Annotated in this window: 33 protein-coding genes; 1 reads left to right on the forward strand and 32 read right to left on the reverse strand. The window is 37.4% G+C overall.

The annotated features are described in order from the left end of the window. Positions 1-17: 17 nt before the first annotated feature. From ACIQ2D_RS08665 to ACIQ2D_RS08820, 32 genes are all read right to left on the reverse strand, one after another. Entirely contained in the window at positions 18-1,193 is a 1,176-nt protein-coding gene (locus ACIQ2D_RS08665; protein ID WP_402862406.1) for a phage major capsid protein, read from the reverse strand. Then, complete coding sequence (locus ACIQ2D_RS08670) at positions 1,186-1,761, reverse strand: HK97 family phage prohead protease (RefSeq protein ID WP_402862409.1); 576 nt, start codon at positions 1,759-1,761, stop codon at positions 1,186-1,188. The genes ACIQ2D_RS08665 and ACIQ2D_RS08670 overlap by 8 nt, the downstream gene beginning before the upstream one ends. Further along, positions 1,754-2,941 (reverse strand): phage portal protein, encoded by a 1,188-nt coding sequence (locus ACIQ2D_RS08675; protein WP_402862412.1) that lies wholly within the window; start codon positions 2,939-2,941, stop codon positions 1,754-1,756. The genes ACIQ2D_RS08670 and ACIQ2D_RS08675 overlap by 8 nt, the downstream gene beginning before the upstream one ends. A 40-nt stretch (positions 2,942-2,981) precedes the next feature. After that, the gene (locus ACIQ2D_RS08680; protein WP_402862415.1) at positions 2,982-4,700 is read right to left on the reverse strand and encodes a terminase large subunit; all 1,719 of its coding nucleotides are present in this window, start codon (positions 4,698-4,700) and stop codon (positions 2,982-2,984) included. Further along, positions 4,697-5,071 carry a P27 family phage terminase small subunit gene (locus ACIQ2D_RS08685; protein ID WP_402862418.1) on the reverse strand — a complete coding sequence of 125 codons (375 nt, stop codon included), beginning with the start codon at positions 5,069-5,071 and terminating at the stop codon, positions 4,697-4,699. Before ACIQ2D_RS08685 ends, ACIQ2D_RS08680 begins: the two co-directional genes overlap by 4 nt. Positions 5,072-5,162: 91 nt before the next feature. Continuing rightward, on the reverse strand, positions 5,163-5,450 hold the full coding sequence (locus tag ACIQ2D_RS08690; protein ID WP_402862421.1) for an HNH endonuclease: 288 nt from the start codon (positions 5,448-5,450) through the stop codon (positions 5,163-5,165). Continuing rightward, entirely contained in the window at positions 5,450-6,022 is a 573-nt protein-coding gene (locus ACIQ2D_RS08695) for a hypothetical protein (RefSeq protein WP_402862424.1), read from the reverse strand. Before ACIQ2D_RS08695 ends, ACIQ2D_RS08690 begins: the two co-directional genes overlap by 1 nt. 199 nt (positions 6,023-6,221) lie before the next feature. Next, a complete protein-coding gene (locus tag ACIQ2D_RS08700) occupies positions 6,222-6,431 on the reverse strand; it encodes a hypothetical protein (RefSeq protein WP_402862427.1) in 210 nt (69 codons plus the stop codon). Positions 6,432-6,532: 101 nt separating this feature from the next. Next, positions 6,533-6,715: a hypothetical protein gene (locus ACIQ2D_RS08705; RefSeq protein ID WP_402862430.1), complete on the reverse strand. Its 183-nt coding sequence runs from the start codon at positions 6,713-6,715 to the stop codon at positions 6,533-6,535. A gap of 250 nt (positions 6,716-6,965) precedes the next feature. Then, a complete protein-coding gene (locus tag ACIQ2D_RS08710) occupies positions 6,966-7,370 on the reverse strand; it encodes a sigma factor-like helix-turn-helix DNA-binding protein (RefSeq protein ID WP_402862433.1) in 405 nt (134 codons plus the stop codon). Between the two features lie 216 nt (positions 7,371-7,586). Then, positions 7,587-7,766 carry a hypothetical protein gene (locus ACIQ2D_RS08715; RefSeq protein ID WP_402862436.1) on the reverse strand — a complete coding sequence of 60 codons (180 nt, stop codon included), beginning with the start codon at positions 7,764-7,766 and terminating at the stop codon, positions 7,587-7,589. Positions 7,767-7,797: 31 nt separating this feature from the next. Continuing rightward, positions 7,798-8,007: a hypothetical protein gene (locus tag ACIQ2D_RS08720; protein WP_402862439.1), complete on the reverse strand. Its 210-nt coding sequence runs from the start codon at positions 8,005-8,007 to the stop codon at positions 7,798-7,800. Between the two features lie 40 nt (positions 8,008-8,047). Then, positions 8,048-8,584, reverse strand: coding sequence for a nucleoside triphosphate pyrophosphohydrolase family protein (locus tag ACIQ2D_RS08725; RefSeq protein WP_402862442.1), 537 nt, complete (start codon positions 8,582-8,584; stop codon positions 8,048-8,050). Then, entirely contained in the window at positions 8,571-9,098 is a 528-nt protein-coding gene (locus ACIQ2D_RS08730; protein ID WP_402862445.1) for a hypothetical protein, read from the reverse strand. The genes ACIQ2D_RS08725 and ACIQ2D_RS08730 overlap by 14 nt, the downstream gene beginning before the upstream one ends. Beyond that, positions 9,095-9,316, reverse strand: a complete 222-nt coding sequence (locus ACIQ2D_RS08735; RefSeq protein ID WP_402862448.1) for a hypothetical protein — start codon at positions 9,314-9,316, stop codon at positions 9,095-9,097. The genes ACIQ2D_RS08730 and ACIQ2D_RS08735 overlap by 4 nt, the downstream gene beginning before the upstream one ends. Before the next feature lie 14 nt (positions 9,317-9,330). Further along, positions 9,331-9,486, reverse strand: a complete 156-nt coding sequence (locus ACIQ2D_RS08740) for a hypothetical protein (protein WP_402862451.1) — start codon at positions 9,484-9,486, stop codon at positions 9,331-9,333. Then, positions 9,486-10,025 (reverse strand): ERCC4 domain-containing protein, encoded by a 540-nt coding sequence (locus ACIQ2D_RS08745; protein ID WP_402862453.1) that lies wholly within the window; start codon positions 10,023-10,025, stop codon positions 9,486-9,488. Before ACIQ2D_RS08745 ends, ACIQ2D_RS08740 begins: the two co-directional genes overlap by 1 nt. A 148-nt stretch (positions 10,026-10,173) precedes the next feature. Continuing rightward, positions 10,174-10,596 carry a YopX family protein gene (locus tag ACIQ2D_RS08750; protein WP_402862456.1) on the reverse strand — a complete coding sequence of 141 codons (423 nt, stop codon included), beginning with the start codon at positions 10,594-10,596 and terminating at the stop codon, positions 10,174-10,176. Positions 10,597-10,710: 114 nt separating this feature from the next. Next, positions 10,711-11,136, reverse strand: a complete 426-nt coding sequence (locus tag ACIQ2D_RS08755) for a hypothetical protein (protein ID WP_402862458.1) — start codon at positions 11,134-11,136, stop codon at positions 10,711-10,713. Between the two features lie 290 nt (positions 11,137-11,426). Further along, on the reverse strand, positions 11,427-13,802 hold the full coding sequence (locus ACIQ2D_RS08760; protein WP_402862461.1) for a phage/plasmid primase, P4 family: 2,376 nt from the start codon (positions 13,800-13,802) through the stop codon (positions 11,427-11,429). A gap of 352 nt (positions 13,803-14,154) precedes the next feature. Next, positions 14,155-14,637, reverse strand: a complete 483-nt coding sequence (locus tag ACIQ2D_RS08765; protein WP_402862464.1) for a DUF669 domain-containing protein — start codon at positions 14,635-14,637, stop codon at positions 14,155-14,157. A 2-nt stretch (positions 14,638-14,639) separates the two neighbouring features. Further along, positions 14,640-15,338 (reverse strand): AAA family ATPase, encoded by a 699-nt coding sequence (locus tag ACIQ2D_RS08770; protein WP_402862467.1) that lies wholly within the window; start codon positions 15,336-15,338, stop codon positions 14,640-14,642. A 21-nt stretch (positions 15,339-15,359) separates the two neighbouring features. After that, positions 15,360-15,683, reverse strand: a complete 324-nt coding sequence (locus ACIQ2D_RS08775) for a hypothetical protein (protein WP_402862470.1) — start codon at positions 15,681-15,683, stop codon at positions 15,360-15,362. Positions 15,684-15,694: 11 nt separating this feature from the next. Beyond that, the gene (locus tag ACIQ2D_RS08780; protein ID WP_402862473.1) at positions 15,695-16,171 is read right to left on the reverse strand and encodes a siphovirus Gp157 family protein; all 477 of its coding nucleotides are present in this window, start codon (positions 16,169-16,171) and stop codon (positions 15,695-15,697) included. Further along, positions 16,172-17,206, reverse strand: coding sequence for a hypothetical protein (locus ACIQ2D_RS08785; protein ID WP_402862476.1), 1,035 nt, complete (start codon positions 17,204-17,206; stop codon positions 16,172-16,174). It abuts the gene before it with no gap. After that, positions 17,203-17,376, reverse strand: coding sequence for a hypothetical protein (locus ACIQ2D_RS08790; protein ID WP_402862479.1), 174 nt, complete (start codon positions 17,374-17,376; stop codon positions 17,203-17,205). Before ACIQ2D_RS08790 ends, ACIQ2D_RS08785 begins: the two co-directional genes overlap by 4 nt. Positions 17,377-17,384: 8 nt before the next feature. Then, a complete protein-coding gene (locus ACIQ2D_RS08795; protein ID WP_402862482.1) occupies positions 17,385-17,654 on the reverse strand; it encodes a transition state genes transcriptional regulator AbrB in 270 nt (89 codons plus the stop codon). 13 nt (positions 17,655-17,667) lie between these two features. Further along, the gene (locus ACIQ2D_RS08800; RefSeq protein ID WP_402862486.1) at positions 17,668-17,874 is read right to left on the reverse strand and encodes an IDEAL domain-containing protein; all 207 of its coding nucleotides are present in this window, start codon (positions 17,872-17,874) and stop codon (positions 17,668-17,670) included. Between the two features lie 149 nt (positions 17,875-18,023). Then, entirely contained in the window at positions 18,024-18,485 is a 462-nt protein-coding gene (locus ACIQ2D_RS08805) for a hypothetical protein (RefSeq protein ID WP_402862489.1), read from the reverse strand. Between the two features lie 143 nt (positions 18,486-18,628). Next, positions 18,629-18,829: a hypothetical protein gene (locus tag ACIQ2D_RS08810; protein ID WP_402862492.1), complete on the reverse strand. Its 201-nt coding sequence runs from the start codon at positions 18,827-18,829 to the stop codon at positions 18,629-18,631. A gap of 20 nt (positions 18,830-18,849) precedes the next feature. Then, on the reverse strand, positions 18,850-19,032 hold the full coding sequence (locus tag ACIQ2D_RS08815) for a helix-turn-helix domain-containing protein (protein ID WP_402862495.1): 183 nt from the start codon (positions 19,030-19,032) through the stop codon (positions 18,850-18,852). Between the two features lie 27 nt (positions 19,033-19,059). Beyond that, positions 19,060-19,743, reverse strand: coding sequence for an ORF6C domain-containing protein (locus ACIQ2D_RS08820; protein ID WP_402862498.1), 684 nt, complete (start codon positions 19,741-19,743; stop codon positions 19,060-19,062). A 385-nt stretch (positions 19,744-20,128) separates the two neighbouring features. Here ACIQ2D_RS08820 and ACIQ2D_RS08825 point away from each other — a divergent pair, with 385 nt between their 5' ends. Next, positions 20,129-20,554: a helix-turn-helix domain-containing protein gene (locus ACIQ2D_RS08825; RefSeq protein ID WP_402862501.1), complete on the forward strand. Its 426-nt coding sequence runs from the start codon at positions 20,129-20,131 to the stop codon at positions 20,552-20,554. Positions 20,555-20,563: the final 9 nt, after the last annotated feature.

Below are 20,563 nucleotides of genomic sequence, written 5' to 3' on the forward strand. Positions count from 1 at the left end.
TTAACACCCTTTCATTTTTAAGGAGTTGGAGCATCAGGTGTGAATGTTACATAGTAACCCGCTGCTGTATCGACTGCTTTCACATCAAAGCGTACAAAGCCTGCTAATAATTGACCGTAGATGTCATTGTCAGTCCATTTTACAGAAGCTTGTTTGCGGTCAAATAATGTGATGAATTCGTAAGAATCACCGATGAACGCTTTTAAATCTCCTTCAGCTGCACCAATTACATCATCATCCAAGACAACAACTTCTTTACCTTTGATACGTTTACCAGAAGCAACCGTAATATCATCTTGCAATAGGTAACGGCCGTTTTTATCTTTTAGTAAATCAAGCACGTTGAATAATGAAGATGAAATGAAAGCTTTTACTGTATACACATTTTTGAAGCCTGTGTTAAATAGCGTAACGATGCCATCTAAACCTGTTACCGCTTTGGCTGGTGCTGTTTTTAAGATAGCTGCAATTTGTGCATTTTTTGTATTTAAATCTTGATCACGAATATCATCTGCGATTAATCCTGAAATATCGTAATCTGCATCATCGATAGCTTCTTGTGACACAGGCACATAGCCACGGTACGTTTCAATGTCATAAGTAACTTCATCGAATGTAGGTGTTGCAAGTTTTGGATTAGCCGCTAATTCTGCAACTGCTACGAATTTACCATTTGATTTTTTAATAATTGGGTATTTACCAGAACCACGATTTACCGGCACTCTACGAACGTACTGTGTTAAATCGAGAGTATCTACAAGTTCTTTTTTCGGCTTCATTAAATCTTCTGGAATTAACGCGCCACCTTCTACTGTTGTGAAATCTCCACGTTCTTGGAAAGTACCTTTTGCGCGAACAAATGCATTGATTGCTTCGCGTGTTTCTGTTTGATTTGGCATATTTCGTTTACCTCCTGCTTTTGGTTTTTTTCGATTAGAAGCTTCGAGCTCGCTTTCAAGCCCTGCGATTTCTTCTTCTAAAGAAGTTTTTTCTTCTTCTGCAACTTCGATTGCATCATCATTTTCTTTTACACTTGCTTCAATTGCTGTTAAATCTTCTTCTGTTTCCACGCCATCGATAGACGCTTCAAGCTCACTACGTTTTGCAAGTAATTCCGTTAGTTTGCCCTCCACAGTTAATAAAGAGTTACGTTTTACGTTCAGCTTAGCGCCGATTAATACTGGATTAGCCATTGGATAATCGCTCCTTCAATTGTTTTTTGCGTTGCTCAAATTTTTGTTTCTTCATTGCTTCGACATCTTTTTGACGCGCTGCAATGTCGGTTTGCGGATAGGCGGGAAAAGCCGTAATCGAAACCTCTAACAATTCCGCTTCGGTTACACGCCATTTGACTGTGCCATCATCACGTTGGATGTGTTCTTCTTTTGTAGGGTAGAAGCCAAACGAACAACCTCGTACTTTCCCGGTTTGTACTTTTCGATATGCACTCTTTGCATTTGGATCCTCTAAATCGATAACCGCGCGACCCCATAAACCGTGATTGTCAGACTTTAATTCGAGTGTTTTACTGCCTAGCGAACCAAGCACAACACGACTGTCGTGATTGTCTAAACACATGATGTCGGCACTACGTAAACTTTCCTCAAATGCTCCTGGTGCAACTTCTTCAAATGCTCCTGGCCACAACTCAGTCTCTTGGTCATACACAACAAAATAGCCTTCAATAACAGCTTCATTTTCGTTCTCTGTCGAGCGTGTTTTCAGCTCTGACGTAAAATGCATGTGACGTTTTTTAATCACTATTTTCACCACCCTTCAATTTATTTTGTTGGCCAAGCATCCCTGCCGGAATGTAGTTTTCTAAGATGATGAGCTCTTGCATTTCTGCATCTGGATCTAGTCCGACCCAATCACGTAATTCATTTCGTCGCATTGCATTACGGTCTACCATTTGTGTGCCTGCCGTAACCATTTCGGTTAAATCATAAGAGAATAGGCTCCGTGGGTTTAAACGGAAAAACCAGTTTGGATTGTAAAGTAAGTCCCGCGTTAAAGTTTGCGAGATGATTTGTCCAATTGCATAAATCCGAGTATTAATAAAATTGTTGTACTCTTCTTTTTTGAATTCGCCAACGCCCAAGAAAAAAGCCGGGACATCTAATAGTCCGGCCACTGTTTTTTTATCCAGTTCAACACCCTCATTGATCGCAATATCTTTCAATGACAAAGGCTTCACTTGATGCACATTAATTAAATCAGCTGGCACAACCCATGGTTTACCGCCATCTGTTTCATCAACGTACTTTTTAAGGATGTTGTCACGACCTTCTTTTGTAGCCATTTCATCTGTCATTGCATCAACGGCTAGAATTAATGAAGGCATGTACTTACCACTCATAAAACTATTTTTCGTTTTGTTTGCCTGCGCTAAATTTTTCACAATATCACGCAATGCCACTCGATAACCCATTCCTTTGTACGGATAATTTGGATTCGGATTTATTACGAAATGCAGTACTTCATCAGGCTTGTAATCGTTACCGTTGTAGTTGATAACATAATTACCATCAACATCATTAAAGGTGACTGCTTGCATCTGAAATGGCGTTAAATCATCAATTAAACCTGTTTCAGCATCAACTCCAATGTGGACGACAGAATTGCCATCACCATGTAACAACAAATCTGAAACGATTTTGTACAACCATCCTTTGCGAGTCATATTACGATGTGGCTCAATATCGATTTTCCGCGATAGTGCATTACGTACTCGCTTATCACCTTGCTCCGTATTCTCCATTAAATGAATGGTCATGTTAGATACCAGGTCAGCTATTTTATTCACCGCAATCACAACGTCTGGATGCTCTGATAACTTCACGTAACCGACTGTATCGACATCACCAAACGAAAACGGGATTTGCATGACGCTTTTTTCTTCTGTTTCTACCGTTGACCGCTTCTTGAACGGATTTCGCATTTTCACACCCCCCTTCCACAGTTGATGAAGTGGCAGTAGGCTAACTCTCCAACCACTGACCAGCACTTGATGCTTTGTCCATATCTTCTAACATCTGCACGGCCGCAAATACTGCAGCATCGAAAATATCAATGCGCTGTTCAGTCATTACTTTTTCATACTGGATCATGTCATCTGTCTTTTCGACAGCTGATACGTTTTGCACGCAATACTCAAACGCTTGCGAGTGCAAATAATAAAGGTTTCCGTCTTTTGCTTGTTTCTCCAAGCGACGAAAACCCTCTGATTTTTTATAGAAGTATTGTGGTTGATCTACGATTTTGAAGCCTTTCTTTTTCATACCAAGGAAAAACTCTCGGCCAAACTTTCTATCGAAGCCAACCTTTTTTATTTTGAAACCAATCTGCTTCATCTTGACGAACCAATTGATAATGTCTGAATAGTTGACCGTCGGTGTATTACACATCGTTAGCCAACCATCATCTTTCCAACCGAATAACGGTATGCCATCGTCTTCAGCTTTCGTGGTAGCAGCCACAATTGGGAACCATGCATGTGTAACGGTAATATCAATACCTTTATAATGTCCGTAAAGTGCCGCTGCTGTTAAGTCATGCATCTTGGATAAATCGGCTCCACCATACCAAGTGATAGGTAACTTTGCTAATTCTTCGATTGTCCATTTATATTTACTATCAGATGCTTTAAATTCATCGACATTGAAATAAGCACGGATTGCTGAAGTATATATATTCAATGATTTTGCTAAGAAATCTTTTCGTTGCTGTGGATCATTTTGAGCCTGTAATGCATCATTCAACATGTCTTGTGGACGAATAGAAACGCCATAAGCAGGATTAGCTTTTTCGTGTTCTATCGGATTTGTATAATCCACTTCGCCTTTTTCATCTTCATCTGCTTTTGCAATGAAAACGAAATACTGTTCATCAACTACTGTGCCGTCCAAAATCTTTTTGCAATACTGTAAACGTTGGTAACAGAACGAACTCATGTTATCGCCTGCCGTTGTAATCCCAATCATCAACTTATTCGTATAAGCCTTCATTGCTTCTTTAATAATGTTGTATTGTTTCGGTGATTTATAGGCGTGCATTTCATCAGCAATTCCAATATTACAGTTCAATGAGTCTTGCTTATCTGGATTGGCCGCTAATGCTTGAATGTACAATGAACCGTCACCAAGATCACCGCTGATACTGTGCTCCTGGTTATTATCAATCACTCGGAAATTATCTCTCTCACCCATTTGATTTAAATTAAAATTGATGAAATTGAAACTTTCGAGCGCTTGTTTTAATGCTGCTGCAACGATGTATACTTTTGAACCCGAACGACGATTGAGTATTCCAAGCGCCCACGCTAATGCTGCCGCAAATGATGTCTTAATGTTTTTACGCGGGATATAAATAAAGGCCTCTTTAAACCGACGAATTTCAGTACCGGCATGAAAGAAACCTAGCAAATTATAAACTTGGTATTTATGAAATGGCTCCAATAAAAAAGGCTCACCGCGTAATGGTGTGCCGTCTAATCGCTCGCCTTGAGCATGTACGAATGTTTTTTCAATAATGCCTATAACGAATTCTGCGTCCTTTGGATTAAACTCATAGGCTGGATTTTCTAAATCACGTAAAAAACGTTCGCATCCTTGAATCTGCTCCTTGTTGGCCGGCTTGGTTCCCTCCACAATTGATAGGGCAAAGCGCATTACTAGATCGTAATTCTTAAATTCACTCATGACGAATCACTCAATGCTTGAATCAATTTCGATTTCGGTTTTTCTTCTTCCTTCTTACGCACTGGTACCTCTGGTTTCTTCACACGCTCATATGCTCTAGGATTCAAACAAAGTAAGTCCGAGTATTTAGCGAGATCTTTCCTCAAAGCTTCCATAGCCATGTAAATCGGGGCTTTTCGTTCGTTTGTGGCGCCAGCTTTATTTGTATGAGAGTCCGTAAGTTTGTAACCTGAATCAGCAAACTGCTGCTCAAACATCTTATACTGCACAAGCATATCGACATAGACGTCAATCGTATGCTCAAAATCTTCGCGATATACCCCTAGATGCTTCATGTTTTCAATCACTGTTTCTCGTAGTTGTTTTTTCACTTGGTCGCCACACCCCCTTTCTTAAATTATTTCCAGCGCTCTATTGGAAATAGTCCACCCCCTCGGTCCTCCTGTTTCAATTTAAGAGACTTTAAAGGCGGGGGGATACCTTTGATACCCTTTCTCGCCAATACTCTCCTAACGTTGTGAGAACGTCTGCTGTGCGGTCATGCATTTTCTCATGGCATGTGCTGCATAAGCTTAATAGGTTCCAGGATTCCAAGCGCCACTGCGGATATGACTCCAATGGATTAACGTGATGCACTGTCGTTGCTGTTCGGCTCTTGCCGTATCGTTTACATTCTTGGCATGTGTATTCATCACGGCGTAATACTTTGGTTCGTTTACCTCGCCATGCTTTTGATTTGTAGAAGTTCATTAATCCGAACCTTCCAATCGTGTTGGTAGTTCATCATCTTCAATCGGTTTACCGCACTTAAAGCAAGCGACAAATAACGTTTCGTTATCTATTAAGATTTCTTCCTTTTCATCACAGCCGCAATCACATTGCCATGCATTATCGATCGCATCCAACTCAACAGCTAATGCTTCTGTATGTTTAGCGATTGCTCGTAACTTCTGTTGCAACTTCTGTGTGTCGAGCTTCACTTCGATGCCACCTACATCACCTATGACTTTCTTAGGTTTTACCGATTGAGTTACTAACCCTACCGATGTAAGTTTGTCATCAATCATTCTCATTTCGTGTCTGAAGAAAGATGAATAATGTCCACTGGCTGTATAGTCTTGATAGCGACGAACGTCTTTCTTAATGTCTATCAATCTATCGTTAGTCAATAGTAATTTCACAATGTAAGTTGTTGTATAACCTACTGCACGACCTGTCGGAACTTTATGTGGTTGGTTCAATAGATAAGCTCTTTGCCATTCATACAATTCAAACCCTAATGCTTTTTCGATTAACGGAATAAGTTTTTCTGTAATCTCCATTCGTTCGCCCTCCACAATTCATGATGATTTGCTCATTAGCTTTTATAGTCTGTTTCAGCTTTCGACTTTATATCTTCAAGACCGCACACCCTATTCACACCCCGCGATTAACGCCTACGATTACTTGATGGTCGATAGGATATGCAGTATTCAAGGCATAAGAAAAAGCCACGCTCGAATGAACGCGACTTCGTGTGTATTAATATTTAACAATCGAATTCTTTAGTATGGTATTTACGCCTTGAATACCACAGATAATGCCTTCCAAGAAATGATTACCCTCTTCCGGCTCTTTATTCGCTTTCCTTTGTTCTAGTTGTTCTTCAAACTTTTTGATATGCTTTTCATTCTCCGATATAATTTCGTAAATGATTTCTAACTCTAATCCCCTATTAGATATACCATCCACCTCCCATCCACAATAATTGTATGTGGAAAGGAAGTAAGAGTATGTAATATATTTTTGATATAATAAAAAGCCGCAACTCGTAGTGAGTGCGACTTTCTGTATTATTTGAAATCTCTAAACGCCATTAATTCAGTTACTTTTCTTTCGATGTTCTTCAAGGAACGATAAGTTTTTTCGTCGTCTTTATAGTCGTCTTTTAAAATTTCTAATTCGAATTCAATTTCTTTTTTAGCTCTAAGGAAATTACTTCTATTTTCTTCGTTTGTTAATACTTTAGTTCCCATACTCTGCACCTCCCGTCCACCTACATCATAGACTGGAAAGGATTAACTGTGTAATATAATTTTGATATAAAAAGAGACTACCCATAACTAGTAGCCTCTCACGCTTGTTTGTAGGTGGTCGTACAAGCGAACGACTTATTATTGTAAGGAAATTTATTGTACGCATTTCCGTGCGCTTTTTGACATTACCATCATATAACGGAATTTCAATAGCTTACATAGCCACTACTTGCTGCAAGTTTTGTGTAGGTTAATCGTATATTGCTAATCTAATCTGATGTGCAAATTTAATCATCTTCGTTATCTCTGAATGTTTTCGATAAATATAAGAAGAACTATAATTTAATTCTTCTGCTATCTCTTCAAGTGTCATGCCATCCACATACTTCATTTTTATTATCTTATGCTCAATGCCTTTGAATTGCGTGATTAAGGTAATGAAGTTGGAGCGTTCTTCTTTTTGTATGGCTAATTCTTTTTCTATACGTTCAATGCGTTCTTCAAGTTTGGCGCCATCTGATTCAGCAGTTAGTTTAACGCCTGCTAGATCACCTTCAACCCATCGCTTTAATTCACGTTGAGAACGTTCAAGATTGAATTCTAAACGAGCAATAGTATCTTCTATCTCTTGGTAATCACGCAACCATTCGTACATGTGCAGCACCTACCTTGTATATTGATTTCCTTAAAATTAAGCTGTAGCATCGTCACATACTACGACTTTTTATTATTGATCTATATCACAGGCACTCGGCTAATCACGTTCACTTTCAAATCATAATATATAGTGTAAAGTGATTTAACTTTACGAAAACCTCTCCTGGTTTGATAGATTGGGTCACTTTTAATGAGAGTGACCCTTTTACATATATTAATCCTCACTTAACTTCACTAATCGTCTGCCTTTACGTTCGCTAGTACGCTTTTGATAAGTTGGTGTCATATAAAATTTGATCGTTCTTTCACCGACTTTAAATTCTTCAGCTAACTTTCTGATTGAGCCGATTGATAACAGTTCATCACCTTTGTACAGTGCGTATTCAGTTGCCATTGAATCACCACTTACTCATATTGTTCAGCAATCAAAATTCATTAGCGATGCCATAGTTAGTTGCGAAAGTATCAATATAATCTGCTAAGAAATCACCTAATTGGTTGTAAAACACATCATCATTTTCAATGCCGTTAGCGAATTTTTCTATTTCCTCTGCTGTTAAATCAATCTTTCCTTCGTCTTTCATAACACTCAATTGATGTCTGATAAATACTTTAAATGCTTCTCTTGTGTTCATTTTTATCTCTCCCTTTCTGTTACTGCACATTTTTTATCTACTACACCGTATCTACACGCTTTTTACTATCCTCAGCATTAATTGCCTCCGGACGACGAATTTTCAATTTATCAATATTCATTTGCATAACTTGTCCGTATTCGTAACCATAATGTTTAGCAATAGCTGCACATAGAACGAACACTTCGTTCAGTGATTCGTGAGGGAAAATAACTTCCTTGCGATCATATACATCCTTTTTAGTGAATTCCGAAATTTCTTTGCAGTTGATAAGTAATTGTGATATCCATTCTTCAACTTTACCGTTCGGAGTCGGATATTCAGTCGGTAACTTCAATTGATAGATAGATGCTAAACCTGCAGCGTAATGTGTAACGTCACCAAGCTCTAGGATAAATTCTTCTAGATCCTTTTCGAAAACTATACCTTTCATATAACATTCAAACACTTCAACAGCTTCGCCAATAAGTCCTAGTGAGTAGTTTGATAACAACCAATTCATTTCCGTATAATTTTTAGGTCTACCTTGAAACGGAAATGTGCGTCTTGATTTAAATTGATATTCATTTATGTTCATTAATTTTCTCCATCCTTCTACCAGTACTTAAACGTCTACCCATTGCATAATTGCGTAATGTTGAATCGTTAAGTCCTGTTATTTTTGCTATTTCTGGAATGAAACCTGTTGCGATTAAAATATCATTTTCGTAATACTTGTATTTGACCGATAGTTTCTTACACTTGAAACCTAAATCACTGCACTTAGTACGCAAAGATTTTTCCGGTACTTTCAAAATTTCAGCTAATTCTTTGTAGGTGTATTTATGTGCATTCTCTTCGATGATTTTAACCATTTCTTTAGTCCATACTACAGCTGGTTTCTTTTTGTTCTCAGGATAATCGTGGTCTTTCATAAGCTTCTTGTTGCGTGGTCTAAGTAATTCTTTCAACACTTGACCCAATTGATTTATCAACTTACAGTTAGAGCAATTTTCAGCATCTTCTGCTGATTGGCATTTACATTTCGGTGTGAGCGCATCAATCTTATCTAATATTTCAATACGCATTTTACGCATTTGAATATCCATCATTTATCCCACACTTTCTTTGTGTGCCAACCTTCATTCGTGTACTGCTGCACCCATTTATGTTTATATGGCATAACGACGCTCGCTTCACATCCATTAACGATTATTGCCATTTCGATATAGCGTGTATAAGGATTTGTGATCGCCTTCCACAATCTATTCTGTGGACGACCTGTATTCTTCACCGACTGAACAATAGGAATCCCATTGCGCATGTTCATACACTGGATATCCCTTATAATTTGATATCTAGTTCATTTTTGAACCAGGTTTCGATTTCATAATATTCTTCTTCGCTAATTCCCCAATCCTCAATGAAATCCATCAAAGAATCGCGTCGAGCCTCTTTCATTAATGCGTACATGAATGCATTTAATTTATTCGGTTTCATCAAAAAGCACCCCGTTTCAAGTAGTTTTTCATCTGATAGAAAAAGTGATAGTAAATAAAATTCCCACTAAACTTATTGTCTAAGTAGACAATTTCAAAGCCGTAACGAGCCTTGAAAGTATTCAACGAGCCAAGTAATGCAAGTGGGTCGTATTTACTTCTATAGGTTCCGTTTAGTATTTTTTTGTAGCCCTCTGGATCTTCTAAAAGCAAAGTGAATGGTGCGCTTTGTGACCTTATTAATTCATTTTCAAAGCGTGTACGTTCGTCTTTTCCAAGGTTGCCTACAATCTCATCTACACTAGCTTTACGCTCAACTCGGCTGTTTAAATAAATATCACGTTGGATGCCCAATTCTTCATTTTTAGGAATCATTGCCGTGTAATCGCCAGTATCGAGTTTTTTTAATTTGATTGGCACATCCTTGCTGCGTAAATATTCAAGGATATGACCATTTACTTGTTCACGCGTATCCACCACAATTGTGAGTGTTTTTAGGATTTTGTTTAATTCCGTATCGGTGTAAGCGTAATGTATCATTGAGTATCACCTTCAATCACACGTGTGAAAAATGTGAGTGCGCATATCATATAAGCGCAAAACATTTCGAACTTGCTAGGTTGATAGTCGAATAAAACAAAAATCGCTACTCCTAAATGAACTAAACTCATAAGGATAAAAATTGTTTTCATTCATCAGCACCACCTAGCAATTCAGGATTTTCGTAAATGTTTCCTAATACAGCAATTTCATTTACCTCTGACCATAATGGAATTGCGTCATGTCCATTATCAACCCACCAACGACCTTCGAACATTTTCACTTGGCCTATGAAATCCTCGTTAACTGAAACAACAGGTATTTCAACTTTTACAACATCCCCCTCGTAAATCACCTTGCTGTTTTTGTCTTTTAAGCCTGTGTATTCGCCAACACTTTCTGGATAAACTTCAATCCAACCACTTTCGGTAAAAATAAATGTTTCACCAGGCTTGCCTACTTCTTCGGCGAATTCCTTTGTAAATTTGGTTGTGTGAACTCCTGTGCCATAAACCCATTGGTCACCAACTAGTTCTTCAACTGCATACCCTCGAATCTCAATCTCTCTCATTCTCTTAACCTCCTATGTGGCTTTTGCCTATCTATCGCTCCGTTTAACAAGAGATAAATACCAAACCGATACGTTTATCACTCTCGAACCGAAACCCCTAGAATCGACTGCAAATCACTTATTTTGATTAGCGTATAAAATAGCTCGTTCGTATATTTTTTGTTTCATTACATTTGATTCATCATTTTCAAATTGTCGATAGTCTGAATAGATATCGTCCCATCCGTTCTTGGCTAATGATTCTTGCCATTGGATGAATAATGTTAGCGATTCGCTGTCCGTACATATCCATTCATTCAGCTTTGGATTGTCTTGCCATCCACAAGCTTGATGCACCATTTTTCGAATTGTAATATTTACAGGTGAAGCATCTTTCCAACTAGCAAACCATTTTTCTATTTCCGGAAATACTTTTTCAGCAGCACTCATAATTTCAGCTGGTACACGATCGTTGTATTTCAATTCAATTTCATCAGTCGGTAATAAATTCATTTCCGCACCCGATTTCCAAATTCCGCTTAATACTTTTAAAACTTGCAATCTATCACCTCGTTATCAAAGGTTGTTGAAAAAAGCCAATAGTTAACGGAAGTTATTAAACAATAAACCCCTTCACCCTTACAGCCACAAGGGTTTGAAAGAATACAGTTAATTTCGTTATCCGTTTTGGGTATTACTGCTCTATATATATCTTTATATATTTTTTTATTTTTTTAATTAACCTAAAAACAAATAACTAAAATAACTAAAGTAGTAAAAAACAATTCTTGAACCCTTGTTATTACTGATTTTCGAAAAAGTTATTGAAAGTTATTCAACAATCAAAATGGTTAGTAAGAGAGCTTGAAACCACCTGTTTCTACGTTTTCAGTAACCACTTTGGTAACTGGTTTTCGTTCATTTAAGGTAATTCCTGTCAAAAATGTTTTATTTCCAGTACCTTTGGTTTTTCCGAAACCTTTTGTTTCCAACATTCGATAAAACGACCGATTTCCAATTCGACGTTCTCCTGATTTAAAGCACCAACTGTCATAGACACTGTATAATTCCTTCGCTTCAATTCGGATCGCTTCGTTTTTCGGTTCATCCGTATAACAAATTTCATCAAGGAATGGTGCTAAAATATCCATTTCCTCTTTGTAATTTCCTGTTGCATCCACTACCACTTTCGGCTCTTTTAACCCTGACTGCTGCCACTTCAAACAACCTTCGATTGCCCAATTTAGAATCCCAGACATTTCGAGCGACAACTTTTCTTCGAGCTTTTTATCGCGTTCATGCGGTTTTAAATTCAAAATAAATGGAATAATTTTGACTCTTCGCCATATACCTTCGTCCACACCACCGATAATTGGTTTGTGGTTTGTTGTAAAGAAAACTTTAAACTCTGGAATAAATTCAAAGAATTCTTGTCTTAAGAATCGAGCAAGAATTGGCTCTCCACCTGTAATTGTTTTTACAAGTGATTCTTGTAATTTCTCGCCTTCCTCCGATTCAACCGCCGAAACAAATCTCGCGCTGGCCAACCTTGCAATATCATTATTTGCACCTTGATCTTTTTTCTTGATGAACGTATCTGATTTAGTTTGCAATCCGTAATCACCCATTAAATTTTTAACTGTATTTACAAATGTCGATTTACCATTGGAACCACCACCCACAAGGAAATACATACCCTGCTCGGAAATATCACCAGTTAATGAATAACCGATTAAACGTTGCATGTATTCAATCAAATCTTTATCACTTTTAAAAATTTGATCCAGGAAGTTTAGCCATGTTGGACATGTAGCTTTTTCATCAAAAGGAACATTTGATATTTTTGATAATCGCAACTCACGATCATGTTGCTGCAGCTTGCCATCGCGTAAATTAATAATTCCGTTATCTACGTTGAATAAATATTTATGGCGGTCAAACTCTTCACGTTCAGCTGGTACTAACGGCATTAAATCTTTAATGCTATTCATACGGATATTTCTTTTTCCGCAACTACGCGCCCATTTTACTTCTAATTCGTTTTCTGATTTCTCGAGCTCACGTAAAACTTTATTTGCTATACGCTCAATCTGCATCGCTCGGTCAACTTTCCACCGTTTACCGTCCCACAAATACCAATGTCCTGTATCCCCAACAAATCGGATAACATGGCCATATTCGTATGCGATACGTTCGGCGTTACCTAATTCATTTAACCGGAATTTCTTTTTAGGCTTCTCCACTTCATCCGCTGCCACCGCATCACTGTGGAAGTCAATGTTAAACTCCGCATATTCTTCTTCATGCTTGTGGTCCAACACAGTTGTAGTAGTGGATGAAATAGCTTCTGCAATCGTTCTTTCTCCATATGTCTCACCTGTATCACTAAAATGGATTCTGTCCCATTTATCGCGCATCAGGGATGTTTCTCTAAACATCGAATCCATTCTCGAAGCGCTTTTACCTGTCCAGAATGCAAGATGATTGGCTAGCGATAAATCACTAGAAGAATGGTCATCGTTTATTAAATTACCGTTATACAACGAACGTATTTCATCGCCGTTTTTACTGCGGAACATTTTCTCCCAAAGTGCATCGTTTGATAGTTTGATTTCATCTTTTTCAAACTCCGCTAAATTTACACGCCCTTGCACGTCGCTATCGTCGAAATACTTTTCAAATATCTCCGCTAATTCATCTGTACGATCATAAATTTCGTTAGAATTTTCCCGGTTGCCTGTCATCGTAAAATAGCGTCCGTATTGGTATATCTCCAATCCATGCTTTGCATTTTTACGTCCAGTACCCACCACAGACTGTGGAAGGCTACCTTTGATAATGATATGAACGCCTGTACCACTCACACTAAACTCTGTGTAGCTGTCTAATGTATCTATAATTTCTTTAGCAAAAGTGTTTATTATAGGATTCGTTTTTTCTGTATCATCAGCGCTGTACGTAACACATTTATCTATGTCCACACCTATATAGTTATCTTGTCTACTGAATACAAAACCGACACCATCTGCATTTGACTCCGTATAAAACTTAGCTGCTGTTGCAAACGTAGACCATGTACGACGGTCGTTACTCCTAGCTTCATTCCCATCTACTTGATATGGGATTTTTGTATAACGCCCACCTTTTTCTTCTGCCTTCCACAGGATCCATTGAGGTAAAAGCCGTAATTCTGACGGTATTTCATTAAAATTAATTGGTGCTTTCACGTTTTCACCTTCATTCACTGATGCCTTTTATTTTTACTCCCATATCTTCGACACTCGAATAACATGCCTATCTTTTTCGAGTATTGATATATCATTGCTAGAAGTTTCAATTGAACTCCAACCTTTGTAGTGCAGTTCTTCGATAATTTTTATGTGACTCTCTTTATTAGTGGAATACAGTGAAGTGACATAGTCATAATAGCTCCCATCTACATCTTCGAACTGTGCATTCCAATTGATTGCGCTTATCCTTATCGACTTTAACCTAGCCATAAAAATCACCTTCGTTTACTGTTTTTAGGTATAAAAATAGAGAAGTCCGCTAAAAACAGACCTCTCTATGAAATTTTAATTAAAATGGAAGATCATCTTCACCAACAACGATTGATGGTCCAGTTGATTGAGGTGGATTCACTTTTGATTCAGCTACAAATGTAACGCGTGGATATTTACGCTCCTTATCGTTTTTATCCTCCACATGCTTGATATACACCAGTACAGATTTCCCAATAATATTTTTAACTACTTCATTTAAATCAAGACTTTGCTTACCGCTATAACCGCAAGCTACTAAGAATGAATTTCTTTTCTTTTCCGTATTTTCAGCGTATTCAGGGTTAGCACTACTTAAATAAAGTGTGTTATAAAGAACTTTTGCCCCTTGGTGCTTTTGTTCAACGTCTGAGCGAATTTCAACATCAAACCCGATTGAATATTGACCTTGCCACTCTTTGGCCTCTGTATTGATAATAGAAGCTTCGTATTTACCCTCTGCTACTAATTGAAATTCACCTGATGAAACGTTTTCTGAATCGAAATTAATTTTAAATGACATAATTATTTTTCCCCCTTGTTATCTGTGGAAGGCATACTGCCGACATTTAATAATTCTTCTTGTAAACAACCTTTACGATTATCTAGATGATTTTTAGCAAAAATACTTTGGTTACCTTCAAGCATGAAACCACGTTTACCATCTGCTTTTTTAACCAACCTCGCCACAACATGTTCAATGCCCATGATGTGATTAACAATTTTTTCTCGAATATCAGGAACAAATTGATTGTATTGTTGACCATCATCATGGGTGATGGATCGTGTTGTTTCCCATGCTGTGAAAATTACATTCGCATCTAATCCATTGAATGTTTCTACTAATTTCAAAAGATGGTTATCTAGCAATGCGTAATCTTTCAGTTCAGGCATTCCACTTTTTGTGTTTTCGCCTTTATTGAGCAGCCACAACTTTTGATAATGCGTTAAATTATCAACGAAAATATTATCGTAATTTTGAATATTAGCTTTTGCTAATGCGTAAAACTGAAGAATACTTTCGTGCGGTTTTTCACCGTCAATTTTAGCTACATCTACATTTGAATAACCTTCTAATACCTGACTTGTACCATCTATATCAAGCACTAAAGTTTTTCCTGGTAAAAGTCCAGCAACGGTTGTTTTACCGTCACCAGGCTTTGAATACATAATTATTTTGGCTTTTTGACTCCTAGTGATATCAGCGCCGTTTGTTAATTGCATGCCTTCCACACTCCTAATCTTTTAATATGGCAAGTCCTCATCGGGGACATCTTTTTTCTCCGCGAATGGATCTTCGAATTCCGGTAAATCTTCATCAGCAGCATCCACTTCTTCAATGCTCATTTGACCATCTGGTGCATCATCCGGCTTACCTTCCATAACCTCTTTAGGTGTGCCGTATTGATAAGTTAAATCAACAAGGAAATACTGACCGTATTTGTTATATTTCTCGCTGATTTTATTCATGATAAGTGCTTCATTTTCTTTAGCAGCAATTACGATTTCTTCTGCTTCTTCACGTGTATCAGCGTAGTGCTGCTCTTTTTGATTGAGTAATTTCTTCAAGTTATATCCCCCTATCGAATGCTTAACGATTGATTTTCAACAAGTTGAGCACCTTCTATTTGCTCACCTGCTTTAAGTGCTTTTGCTAATTCAGAACGACTAATTGTTTTCTCCACCTTAATAAATTGTGGAGGGATAGTGGCATCGTTCTCAATTTGTACTGATGTAGATTTACGGAAACTGAATGTGAATTTTTCGGTTTTCACTCGGTTGCCTTCCACAGTTAATAAGGCATCTGTCATATTTGATTTAATACGAGCAAGATTACTTTCAGTAGCCTTACGACGATCTGCTAAACGTTTTTCTTCAGCTTTGATACCAGCAATATCTGATTCGATATTTTTAAGCACCATTGCATATCCCTCTAGTTTCTCACCGATTTCGCCTTGAATTTGAGAGAGTGCTAGTTCAAAACCTTCTACATCATTTTCTTCGATGAAATTTTGAAGCATTTTGTATTGGTCAGTTAATTCGTAAAGAGTAGCCATTTATTCAACACCTCCATAAATAGCGTTTGTATCGTTGATGATTCTTCCATACTTAGCTGTATCTGATTCTAATTGACATGTTTTAAATTGAATAAAATCCGGTGCAACTTCTCGGTACGCACCTTTTGTTTTATATTGTTCGACAATCATTCCATAAACAGCTTTTGTAGGCTGTACCGCCTGTTCAAACTTACTCACATCAAGATTTAACGCTCTACCTAATGCGATAGCTTTACCGATATGATCATTGAATACGTCGGATGGGTTGCGGTAAGCTGCACCGAATTGTATATCAACTTTGCCGCTAGACCATTTTTGACGGAATGTTGTGATTGCATTTTCTACTGATAAATCGAATGTAAAGCCCTCGCTATTTTCCTCAACAAACTTCTTCGCATCCTCAATAATCTGAGCACGTTGTTCATTTGGTGATAATGGTTTATCTATTTCAATTGTGATGCCTCGAATTTTTGATTTGTCTTCCACAATTAATTCGTAGACGTCTACTGTTTTAGTTGAGCGACCATTATCATAAATCACAAATTTCACGTCGCATACTGTAGTTCCGTCATAATGTCCCACTCCATGAGATGTTTCGCGATTAACGATATAAGGCTCATTCATATTTGCGTTATTAGGACACATTTTTGAATTAAATACGACTACATCCCCAACCTCTGCTAAACGATCAACCTTGCGATATTTAGCACCTTCAAATTCGATGATGTCCTCCACATTATTAGTTGTGGAAGGCTCACAAAGTGGTGAAAAATCAATATCTTGACGACCACGTAATTCATGTACGATTAGCTTTAATTCAGATACTTCTTTCTCAAGTGCTGTGATGCGTTGGTTTTTGGTAGGTTTTGATTCTGCTAATTCAACACGGTTAAAATAACAACCTATTGATTTTCCTTTACCAATATAATTGATACCTTCACTCCAAAAACCTGTAACTTCTACGATGTCCCCTTTTTTGTAATCCATATAATCCTCGATGAATCGAACCTTATCCCCAACATTAAACTTTGTCATTTCGCATCCTCCTGTGGTAAAATACCAGTGTCATTCAATATTCGCTCGCTCTCGATTGCCGTCGATTGCGAGTTTTTTTGTGCCTCGATTTGGGCATTCTGTGCATCTTCGATGTCTTGATGATATTCACTTTCACGGTCGTACTCTGCGTGTGTGTATCCTATACGCATGTAATCACCTACTTCGACTCAATCTCATTGATGAGCTTTGTAGCACCCTTTGGACTGAGAATTAATTTACCGCCTAGTAATCTATAATTAGATTCAGATACTTCTCCAGTAACTGCACATGTCATATTAGGCATATATTTTTTTAAGATGATTTTATCATCATCCACATAGATTTCTAGTGCGTCTTTTTCAGCTATGCCTAGCGTGCGGCGAAGTTCGATTGGAATTACTACACGACCTAATTCATCGACTTTACGAACGATACCTGTTGATTTCATACATTTTCTCCTCCTAATTAGTTAATTGCATAAATAGTTCACGATTTCCGGTAGCAAGCGCAGTATCAATTAAATGTTGTCGATTCACTTCTTCGATTTCACTAACTAATTCAACTGTGCTTTTATTTAGCAAAGTTCCACCTTCACTTACTAGCAAACCCTCTTTAATTGCCATTAACATTGCAGCACGTTTAATTGCGTAATAGATATCTTCAGTCATATATTTTCACCTCCGTTTTCCATTAATACATCTTTGAATATTGATTCAATCTGTTTATCTGTTGAATGGTAATACGTATAATCAAAGCAACCATTTTCAGCTTGCCCCTCTATCCCTTTAACTAGACCTGTAATTGGTCATTAATGGGATTACGCTTCAACTGCTGGATCATCGGCATTTGCGTAGAATCCTTCCGTGTATGCTTTGACTTCTTCTACTGCATCAATAATGCCGAATATACGTTGTTGCAAAAGCTTGTACTCTTTTTGCTTGATTGATAGATGGTTGTCGAATGGTAAGTCTGGTTCACCTTCCATTGCATCTATTGCGATGTCTAAGAGCTTGTTGTTCTCCTCTTTTTGCATTTCTTCAAGATGCGAAATGAGTTTGGCCCGTTCTTCCACAATTCTTGCTTCGTGGTCAGGGAATTCAAGTGCAGTTTTCAAATCAATTAACTTCACACCCGTTACATGTTGAGCTGTTTTTTCATCGTGGAATAGACCTTCATTCCCGTTTTCATCCACAGTGCGAACATAGAACAATTCATCACAATGATAATTAATTGATAGAACTGACAACTTCGTACCTTTAACATTTAATACTGCTTTCATATTGATTCCCCCGATAGATTGATAGATTTATTTTTGACGTGCTGCTACTGTCTTTTCCATTGCCTTTTTAATCAAATCCTTCTTAACCTCAAACGATAGTGTCAGCCATTGTTTTGGTTGGATTTTCAATTATTATCACCTTCCTATGAAGTATGGATAGTATCACCCACATATTGAATGACTTCATCCCACAGTCTTTTTATAGTTTTCGTGCCGTCACCCCAAGCCTGTAAAAGCTCCAGCGCTTTTTCTGGATTTGTCTTAGATAGTTCAGATAGCTTTACAGGTAAGTACGCATTTTGGCGCACCCTCTCTGGATCGATTGGAAAAGAATTTGTTGCCATTGAATATCGCTCCTAAAGTTTTAAATGGATAAAATTTTACGAATATGCTTTATGTGTTCCTGAGCCTTCGGACCATCTTTACGCCCACGAATAATATCTGATAGGTAAGCATTTGAAATACCGACCATTTTAGCTAATTCCGTTTGACTCATCTTTCTTTTAAATAATTCAGAGCGAACTTGAACCCCTAAATCTTCTGACATATTTAAATCTCCTTTCTTGCAACTACCTCACTCGAATGTCATTTGACTATTACAACCGTCAATTTCCATTTGCAATGATGTGGAAGGCCTCCATAATTTAATGAAATGTAATGCTTCATCTTGTTTAACTTTTGGAATATCGCCGTATCTAGGCACCTTAAAATGCTGTTTAAACTCATTCCAAAATGCTGAAAATACTTTTCTATTAATCTGCGTGTAGGCTACCGAACCTTTACCACCAAGTGCCTGTACAACAGATTGATTAGCAGCTCGCTGTATATTTTGTTGTTGTAACGAGTCAATTCGCATACTACCTTTTAGGTAATCCACATCAGTTTTGATTTCTTTGATAGCTTTTTCATGTTGTAATGCCGCTTGTAGTGCAACTTCTAAGCTACTGATTTGCGGTGATTGTTTAAATTGCTTTTCCACCTCAATGAAATATTGTCGAGCTTGTTTACCTTTTTCATTGCGTTGTATCATGGATATTTCTTTTGCCATGTCGATTTTTAAAGCGTGGTCTTGGGATGGTCTACCTCCTGTGCTTTCTTCCGAAAACGGAATAAAGTCTACGCCTTCCACAAAACCGTACTCACACATACGTTTAAACCAAGTTGTATAATTTGAACTCACTTCCAAAAACTCATGAAGTTCACGACCACTAACGATAATTTCACCTGTGTCATTTTGTGATGTTTTGATTAAATCCATTATTTAATAACCTCCTACTCATTCATACTGACGTTGCTACCGTCACATAAGCTATAAGTTCGAATACTATACCGTCATTGTCTCGGTATCACAGCCCTTTTCCGAATTATCAAATAATAAGCTAAATTATTAGCTAATTTCGTTGACTATTTTTAGTCTTTAATATAGAATGTAGACATAGCTAAATAAGACTTTTAAAAGCCTTTAAACCAACATTTAAACCGTTCCCCAACGAAAAATGTTTATAAATAGGTCGTATTTTTTATTGTCTTTTTAGCCAATAAATTAGCTTATGAACAAAGTATATTAGTCTTAGAACTAAAAGTCAAACAAATTTAGTTAAAAGACTAATATCTTCTATCCATAAGCCTTGAGGATGGTTGATATGACTTCATTTGATAGGTTAAAAAAACTTTGTGAAGAACAAAAAATTTCTATTGTAGAATTAGAAGAAAAATTGGATTTTGGAAAAAACTCTCTTTATGGTTGGAAAAAGAAAGTCCCTAACGGTGCTAACCTAGAGAAAGTAGCAGATTTCTTTAATGTTTCCGTAGACTATTTACTCGGACGTACTGATAAGAAACGTTACTACGATTTAACTGACAAAGATGAACTGGCTATTCAAACTGAACTTAAGAAAATAATCGATGGCGATGACGTAGATAATGCATTCGCTGCTTTTGATGGAAGAATTTTAGATGAATTGGATGCAGAAGATAGAGAATTGTTAATTGCTTCTTGGGAAAATACTTTACGATTAACTAAACGTATGGCGAAGCAAAAGTTTACACCTAAAAAATATAGAGATTAAAGTACGGTG

Source organism: Lysinibacillus sp. NPDC097287 (assembly GCF_044761695.1).
Classification (GTDB): domain Bacteria; phylum Bacillota; class Bacilli; order Bacillales_A; family Planococcaceae; genus Lysinibacillus.